Here is a 7,524-nt window from a genome sequence, read left to right as displayed (position 1 = left end):
TGCGTGTGTCTGTTCCGTTTTCCGGGATTCGGTGATACACGTTCGGGGAAAGTTGTAGTTACCGGAGAGGTGAAAGGAGAGGAGGGCGAGCCGTTACCGGGAGTCACGGTTGTGGTGAAAGGAACCTCATGGGGATGTGTCACGGACAAGGATGGAAAGTTTAAACTGGACGTGCCGGATAAAGATGATGTCATACTCGAATTCAAGTATGTCGGGATGAAGACTCTGGAGATGCGGGTACCGAAAACCCGCGTGCTTAAAGTGGTGTTGTCTAAAGATACGAAAGAATTGGACGATGTGATTGTTACGGCGTATTACACCTTGCCGAAGAATGCTTTTACCGGAGAGATCACCACGTTGAGAGGTGAAGACTTGTTACGGGTTTCCCCGAACAATATCATTCAAGCGCTGGCAACGTTGGTTCCGGGATTGCGGGTTATCGAGAATAATGAACAAGGGTCTAACCCGAATGCCGTTCCCGAGATACTGATTCGGGGTGCTAGTTCGTTAGTGTTGAATGATCAGTCGGGAGTGAACACGCCTTTGATTATTCTGGACGGGGTAAAGATAACGATTGAAGAGTTGTATGATTTGGATATTTATGACGTGGAACGGGTGGATATTTTGAAAGATGCTTCTGCCGCCGTGCTATACGGCGAGAAAGCTGCTAACGGGGTGATTCTGATCGAGCGTACACGGGTGAAAGGAAATCGACCGAGGCTCAGCTATAATTTTACCCCTATCTTTAGTTTTCCCGATTTAAATTCCTTGCGTCTTTGCAACGCGGAACAGAAACTCGAGTTGGAGCGTTTGGCAGGACTTTATGACAAGGCGGACGGGAGCCTTTACCCGTCTTATGCTTATAAACTTGAAAACGTGCGTCGGGGTGTCGATACGGATTGGGCTTCCAAACCGTTGCGTACAGCTTTTACTCACGGGCATTCGGCATCCCTTACCGGACGGGGCGGGAATATCGAGTACAAGGTTGCCGGTCGCTTTACCGATATGTATGGCGTGATGAAAGGTGATTTCCGAAAGAATTACGGTGTCAACTTCTCGTTGGGATATCGCTTGCGTAAGAAGTTATTGATTACCTATCGTTTCGCTTACACGATGACCGACAGTAAGAATAGTCCTTACGGGAGTTTCGCGCAATATACTTTGATGAATCCTTACAATCCGGTGTATGACGAGTCCGGTAAATATATCCGGAAGTACGATTTTTACCCGCTCGGCGAGAAGGGAAACGTTCAACAGAACCCGTTGTACAACGCTTCGCTATCCAGTTTCTCGAAGAACCGGGGCAAGAATATAACGAATTATTTATCTGTGCGTTGGGATGTGCTTAAGTCTTTGTTCGTTTCTGGTGATTTGAGCGTGAGTCAACGGGATAGCCGGAATAAAGTGTATGTTTCACCGGAGGATTCCCGCTTCGATTCCGAGGTGCTTGCCAACAAGAAAGGAACTTACACGGAAACCCATGGCGAGAGTACGGATTGGAGTGCCAAGATGGCGCTGAACTATCGTTTGGTATTGAACGAGGCGGGAACGACTGTGGTTTCTTTGAGTGCGGGAACAGATATCGGGAAATATAAATCGTCCGCTTCGCAGTTGAAAGCGGAGGGCTTTCTGAAAGATAAAATGACCGATTTGAAGTTTGCCGCGCAGTACATGAACACCAAGCCGACAGGTGGTGAGCAGGAATCGGCGGAAGTCGGATTCTTCGTGAATGGCAGTTTCGATTTGTTGGGGCGTTATTTCGTGAACGGTTCATACAAAACGTCGGGTTCCTCGAAGTTCGGGAGCAATCATCGTTTTGCGCCGGTGTGGTCGGCGGGTATCGGGTGGAATATACACGAGGAGGATTTTATGGATTTCGATTGGTTGAACGTGTTACGTTTGCGCTTTAGCGTGGGTTCCACGGCTAACGTGACGTTCTCCCCGTACCAAGCCATGACGACTTACTTGTACGGGAATGATTTGCTTCATTACGGTGGGCTTGGTGCCGTGCCGATTACGATGGGAAATCCCGATATGAAGTGGCAGATCACGAACAAGTATAATTGGGGATTGACGGCTGCTTTATGGAATGAAAGAATAAACGTGGCGGCGAGTTACTATATCGAGAGGACGAAGGATGTACTTATGCCTCTTTCCTTGCCCTCGTCCGTGGGAGTATCCGAGGTACACGTGAACATGGGTAAATTGCGAAATTCCGGTTACGAGTTCTCGATTTCTGCCGAGATATTGAAAACGAGAGATATGTCGTGGCTCGTGACTGTGAACGGTTCACGCGTGATAGATAAATTGACACGGATTTCGGATGCGCTCCGGGCTCAGAATCTGGCTGCTTATTACGGGGTGAAACCGCAACCCATGTTCGTGGAGGGTGGTTCGCAATTCGGGATATATGCCATGCGTTCGGCAGGGATTGATCCTGCTTCCGGGCAGGAGGTGTATATCAAGAAGAACGGGAAATACACGTTTACTTATGATTCGGAAGAGCGGGTAGAGGTGGGGAACACGAATCCCACGTTGGAAGGGAGTTTGTTTACCGGTTTCGGGTATAAGGGATTTTCGGTGAATGTGTCGGCAGCTTATCGTTTTGGCGGTGACCTGTATAACACGACGTTAGCGAATAAAGTGGAGAATATTGATCCTTTTGGTAACGTGGATAGACGGGCTTTCACGGAGAGATGGAAAAGACCGGGTGATCTAGTGCGTTTTCTGGGGATTCCCGAAAACGAAACGGTTGTTAAACGATATTCCGAACGCTTCGTGGAACGGGATAATTTGTTGGCAATCACGAGTGTGATGCTGAATTACGAGTGGCAAGCGGAGTGGTTGAAGAAAGTCGGTATCAGAAGGATGAACGTGGGATTCGGTATGTCGGACATTGCCCGGATTTCATCCGTGAAACAAGAACGAGGAACGGAATACCCGTTTCAGCGAGGGTTTAATTTTACGTTGAGAACAACCTTTTAAATGAAGAAAGTATGAGAAAGATATGGTTACTGTTGTGTATGTCCTTCCCGTTCTTCGGTTGTGAGAACTTCCTGAATATAAATCCCGATTCGGAGGTGGTGAACGAGGATATGTTTAGTACCCCGGAGGGAGTGGAGGATGCTTTGTATGGCGTGTATATGTCTATGGTAAAGGAGGATATGTATGGAGGAAAGATGTCGGTAGTGGTTCCGGAGATTTTGGCGCAGAATTTCACGACAAGTGATGAGCATTTGTTTTATTTTTCACGGTTAGAATTCAATAATACCTCGATTAAATACTTATGTCGGGATATGTGGCAAGTTAGTTATCTTGTAATTAGTTATTTGAATAATATTATAGAAAATCTGGAGCGTAAGAGTGAAAAAGATTTTCCGTATTACAAATTATATCGTGGGGAAGCCCTAGGATTGAGGGCAGCAATTCATTTTGATATATTACGTTTGTTTGCAGTGCATTTAAATTCAGCAGATGAAAATGCAAAGAAAGAAGCGATTCCTTACGTAACGAAATATACTTTTAAAGTCACACCTTTCTCTTCCGTTGAAGAGATTTATGATAAAATTATTGCTGATTTGAAAGAAGCTGAAGCTTGTTTAGTTGAAGATAAATCTTTGATGCCTACTGTACGGAAAGGAAGTGAGTCCGGTTTTACGGGAGCCAGAGAATTGCATTTTAATTATTATGCGGCTCAAGCCATGTTGGCACGGGTATATTGGATGAAGGGGGATTTGGAGAATGCGAAGAAGTATGCCGATAAAGTGATTCAATCCGGTAAATTCACTTTTGCCATTAAAAGCACGCTAGGAACTTTTATGACAAGACGGGTTTCTTTGTCGGAAACTATTTGGGGACTTTACACGACGAATATAAGTGCTTACCTGTATGATAAGCAAATGAAAAGTAACGTGCTAAAACTTCCGTCAAATTGGGCAAGTATTTATGAAGAGGATGATCTGCGTCTTAAAAAATGGTTTGTGACGAAAGAATTTGAAGGAGGAGTGAAGGGAGTTTGTGTCAAGATTATGGATGAAAACAATGATGCTTCTCCATACACGGGTGGCGGATATTTGGGATTCGGCATGATTCGGATTCCGGAGATGTATTATATTATGGCGGAGGCTTTGTTGGCGGAAGGGGAAACCGAAGAAGCAAGGGTTTATCTGGATTCCGTGGTGGCAGCCCGGGGACTGGTGAAGTTTGCCGACCGTGATTTTGTTCGGGATATAACGATAGATGATATTATGAACGAATGGCGTAAGGAATTTTACGGGGAGGGGATATGGTGGTATTGCTTGAAACGGAGGAACAAGGATATTTTCGTGCATGAAAGAAATTCGGTCATTGCGGGAAGTGATAAAATATATACCTTGCCGATACCTGTTGATGAATTTGAATACCGTGACGAATAATTTCAAAAGTCAATGATGATGAAAGATAAACGTGTAATCTGGTTGATATTGTCAATGCTGGTTTGTGGATGGGCTTGCAGTGATAAGACCATAATCTATAATCCGGAACAGAAAAGAAGTATCTATTTTTACAAGGATGTCAATAGATACGCGTCGAAAGTCGTTCCGGATACGATAGAATTTAGTTTTGCGGCACTGGAAGAGTCGGAATACCGTTATGATATTCCGGTGAAATTCATCGGGATGCCGATAGAGAAAGAGATAGAGTGTGAGGTGGAAGTTGTTGCAGACTCTACCACGGCGGAGGCGGGAAAGCATTATGAGATGGGGAAGATTGTGTTTCCCGAAGGAGAGGTGGAGGGAATGTTGTCGCTCCGTTTGAAACGGACGGAAGATATACAGAAACATCCCGTGATGATTTATATGAGATTGCAGGAGGACGAGAATTTCGTGCCGATGGAGAATGAATGTTATCGGTTGTCTGTGGTGGATGGGGTTTTGGTTGCTCCGGGATGGTGGGCAAGTGGGTATTTGGGGGTGTACGCTAATGGTAATTATAAACTTTACCGGAAAATGCTGGAATGTTACTGGGAATTGGAAGAGTTGAAACCCGTGTTTTATGCCGAAACCGTGAAAGAATACGGGAGATACTTGGAGAAAGCACCTGCTGGATTTTTTCAACAACCGAATAATATCGTGTGGATCAAGTACGTGTTTAAACCTGCTTACGAATTTTACAGTGATCCGGAAAACACGTATGACGGTTTTGACATGGTTAATCCCGATCGTTTTATTCGTTAGGAAATGAGTTTACAAGGAGGAAAAGTGTTTATGAAAACGAGAATTTGTATAGGTATCTGGCTTTTGTTACAGTTCGGGATATATGGTTGTCTGCATGATCATACTTCCGTCGGGGATAAGGAATTGTCGGAAATCACAATAACCGCGGAACATGATACATTGGTTGCTTACTTTGGTGAAGAGTTTATTCTCGACCATTTGAACGTGGAACAATCCGGCGAAGAGTTGCCCTTGTCTTACGAGTGGGGATATGGTAATTTGAAAATGAACGGGAATGAAATAGCGGAATACCCGATTCGGGATTCTTTGCGTGTTATCTCGCACGATCCGCAACTTCGTTATACCTTTCGGGAATTAGGAACATTCGGATTGAGTTTGAAAGTCGAGAACGGGGAGTCTATTCGCTTTAAATATTTCGATTTACAGATGGAGACAGAGTTCTCGGACGGAATAACCGTTTTAAGTCGTGATGAAGCGGGAAAAGGACGGTTATCTTTTATGAAAACGCTCACGAAAGAGGAAATTGATGCCGGAGTGGAACCGTTCTTCCGAACGGATATCATGGAAACCATCAATCCCGGGATAGAAATGGAGGATGTAACCGATATGGTACAAGTGAATGAAAGATTGTTGGTTTCTTCCGATAATACGGTACGGGTTTATAATATGGATGTTCGTACTTTTGATGTGAATAGCATGACTTCTTTCCGGGGAACTTATCCGACTTGTTCTTTGCGCGGTTTTGCGGGGATATCGGCACAAAATAATATGTATATATACTCTGATGACAAGAGTGCTTACGTGTATGATTATGTGGTGGATGAACTGATACTAACCCGTTATTTTGAAGACGTGGAGGCGGATGCTTTTTGTATGGGAGAGAAGCCCGTGTTTATCAATTACGAGAAGTCTGTTTTGTATTCCCCTCGAAGTGGAGGGTTTAATGAATCCGGTGAGAGATTCATAGCTTTTGATGTTCATGCTGTTTGTTTTGTCGGTTCTAAATTGTACATGGTGAATACCATGAAAACAATGCCGACACAGGTCTATCTGGCATTGACAAATGCTACATTCAGTTCCTTAAGTACTGTAAAGTTCTATCCGTCCCCCGAAGCGATTAAGATAGACAGGGAATCTATTTGCGTGGGATGCAGTGCTTTGAGTTGTATATTTTATACTTATGATAATGCCGTGTATTGTTGGAATGTGACAAAGGAATTGCCGACCGAACCTATTGTTGTCCTGCCGGATGGAATGGAAATAACTGCTTTATCGATGAGTGCTGATGAAAATTTGTTGTACGTGGGTTTGTACGAGGAAAACTCGGCCTACGCTTTAAAAGGGAGTCTTTACATTTACGATGCTAAAGATTATAATTTGGTTAAAACTTATCCCAACATAGCAGATAAACCGTTGCGTGTGATTTATAAAAAACGAGTGTAGAAAAAATATTCGGGTGATAGCCATTGAATATTAAATACAATTCTTAACTTTGCTACGCACGTGTAAATGTTGTGTATTAATATTAATTAAAAAATAGGTGCATGAAAAGAATGTTATTGCTTGTTCAGATATTGATTCTGACTATTTTTGTTTCTACTGGAAGCAACGAAATCGACACCAATAGAAGAGATGTTCCTGCGCTCCCAGTACAAGCAGTGGATCAGCCTTATTATAATCAACTTTCCAAAGGTGGAAATTGTTATACCAAGGATCATCATTGGTTGAAAAATGGAAATAACCATATACAAGTTGGAAAATCGTATTTTAGTATTTCTGCAATAGGTGATGCAATATCATTTATTTCTCCAGTAAAAACAGTAGATGACACTTTTGTAAAAGGAGATTTATTAGCTGAGATAGAATCTGGAGATAGGATTTTGGAGCTTAGAGCTCCTTGCGATGGTAAAATATTAGGTATAAATCCACAAATTGAAAATCCTTCACAGATGGCACTCGATCAAGTGTGGGTTTATAAATGCGAATTAAAAAGAGATCAGTTGGGAACTTTAATGGACGATCAAGAATACGCTCGTTATATTCAGTAAAGTAGAAAAATCTATAATCTCACCCTTGAAAAAGACTATTTTAAATGCTTTTTCAAGGGTGTCTTGTATTCGGATATTTATGATTACAAGACGTGTTCCTATAGAGAATCCTATGTAATCCTATCGAAGACCTAGGGTAATAAGTACATAGGGACGGTGCTGGTCTGCTCTAAGTCCAGTGATTCTATAATGGAGATAATAGGATCTCCACAGGATAAACGGAGGAAGAACGAAGGAGGGGTATGATTACGGTATTACTT

At 43.1% G+C, this 7,524-nt stretch carries 5 protein-coding genes; all 5 read left to right on the top strand.

From position 1 onward, the window contains the following. On the top strand, positions 1-2,985 hold a 2,985-nt coding region (locus Q5866_RS09190; protein ID WP_303179907.1), incomplete at its 5' end, for a SusC/RagA family TonB-linked outer membrane protein. Positions 2,986-2,996: 11 nt separating this feature from the next. Beyond that, positions 2,997-4,415 (top strand): RagB/SusD family nutrient uptake outer membrane protein, encoded by a 1,419-nt coding sequence (locus Q5866_RS09185; protein WP_303179906.1) that lies wholly within the window; start codon positions 2,997-2,999, stop codon positions 4,413-4,415. Between the two features lie 12 nt (positions 4,416-4,427). Continuing rightward, on the top strand, positions 4,428-5,216 hold the full coding sequence (locus Q5866_RS09180) for a DUF4843 domain-containing protein (protein ID WP_303179905.1): 789 nt from the start codon (positions 4,428-4,430) through the stop codon (positions 5,214-5,216). A 30-nt stretch (positions 5,217-5,246) separates the two neighbouring features. Further along, positions 5,247-6,659, top strand: coding sequence for a hypothetical protein (locus Q5866_RS09175; RefSeq protein WP_303179904.1), 1,413 nt, complete (start codon positions 5,247-5,249; stop codon positions 6,657-6,659). Between the two features lie 101 nt (positions 6,660-6,760). Then, positions 6,761-7,264: a hypothetical protein gene (locus tag Q5866_RS09170; RefSeq protein ID WP_303179903.1), complete on the top strand. Its 504-nt coding sequence runs from the start codon at positions 6,761-6,763 to the stop codon at positions 7,262-7,264. Positions 7,265-7,524: the final 260 nt, after the last annotated feature.

This window comes from uncultured Butyricimonas sp., assembly GCF_959596855.1.
Lineage (GTDB): Bacteria > Bacteroidota > Bacteroidia > Bacteroidales > Marinifilaceae > Butyricimonas > Butyricimonas muris.
The sequence above is the reverse complement of the archived record's forward strand: the minus strand, read 5'-3'. Positions and strand labels throughout refer to the sequence as shown.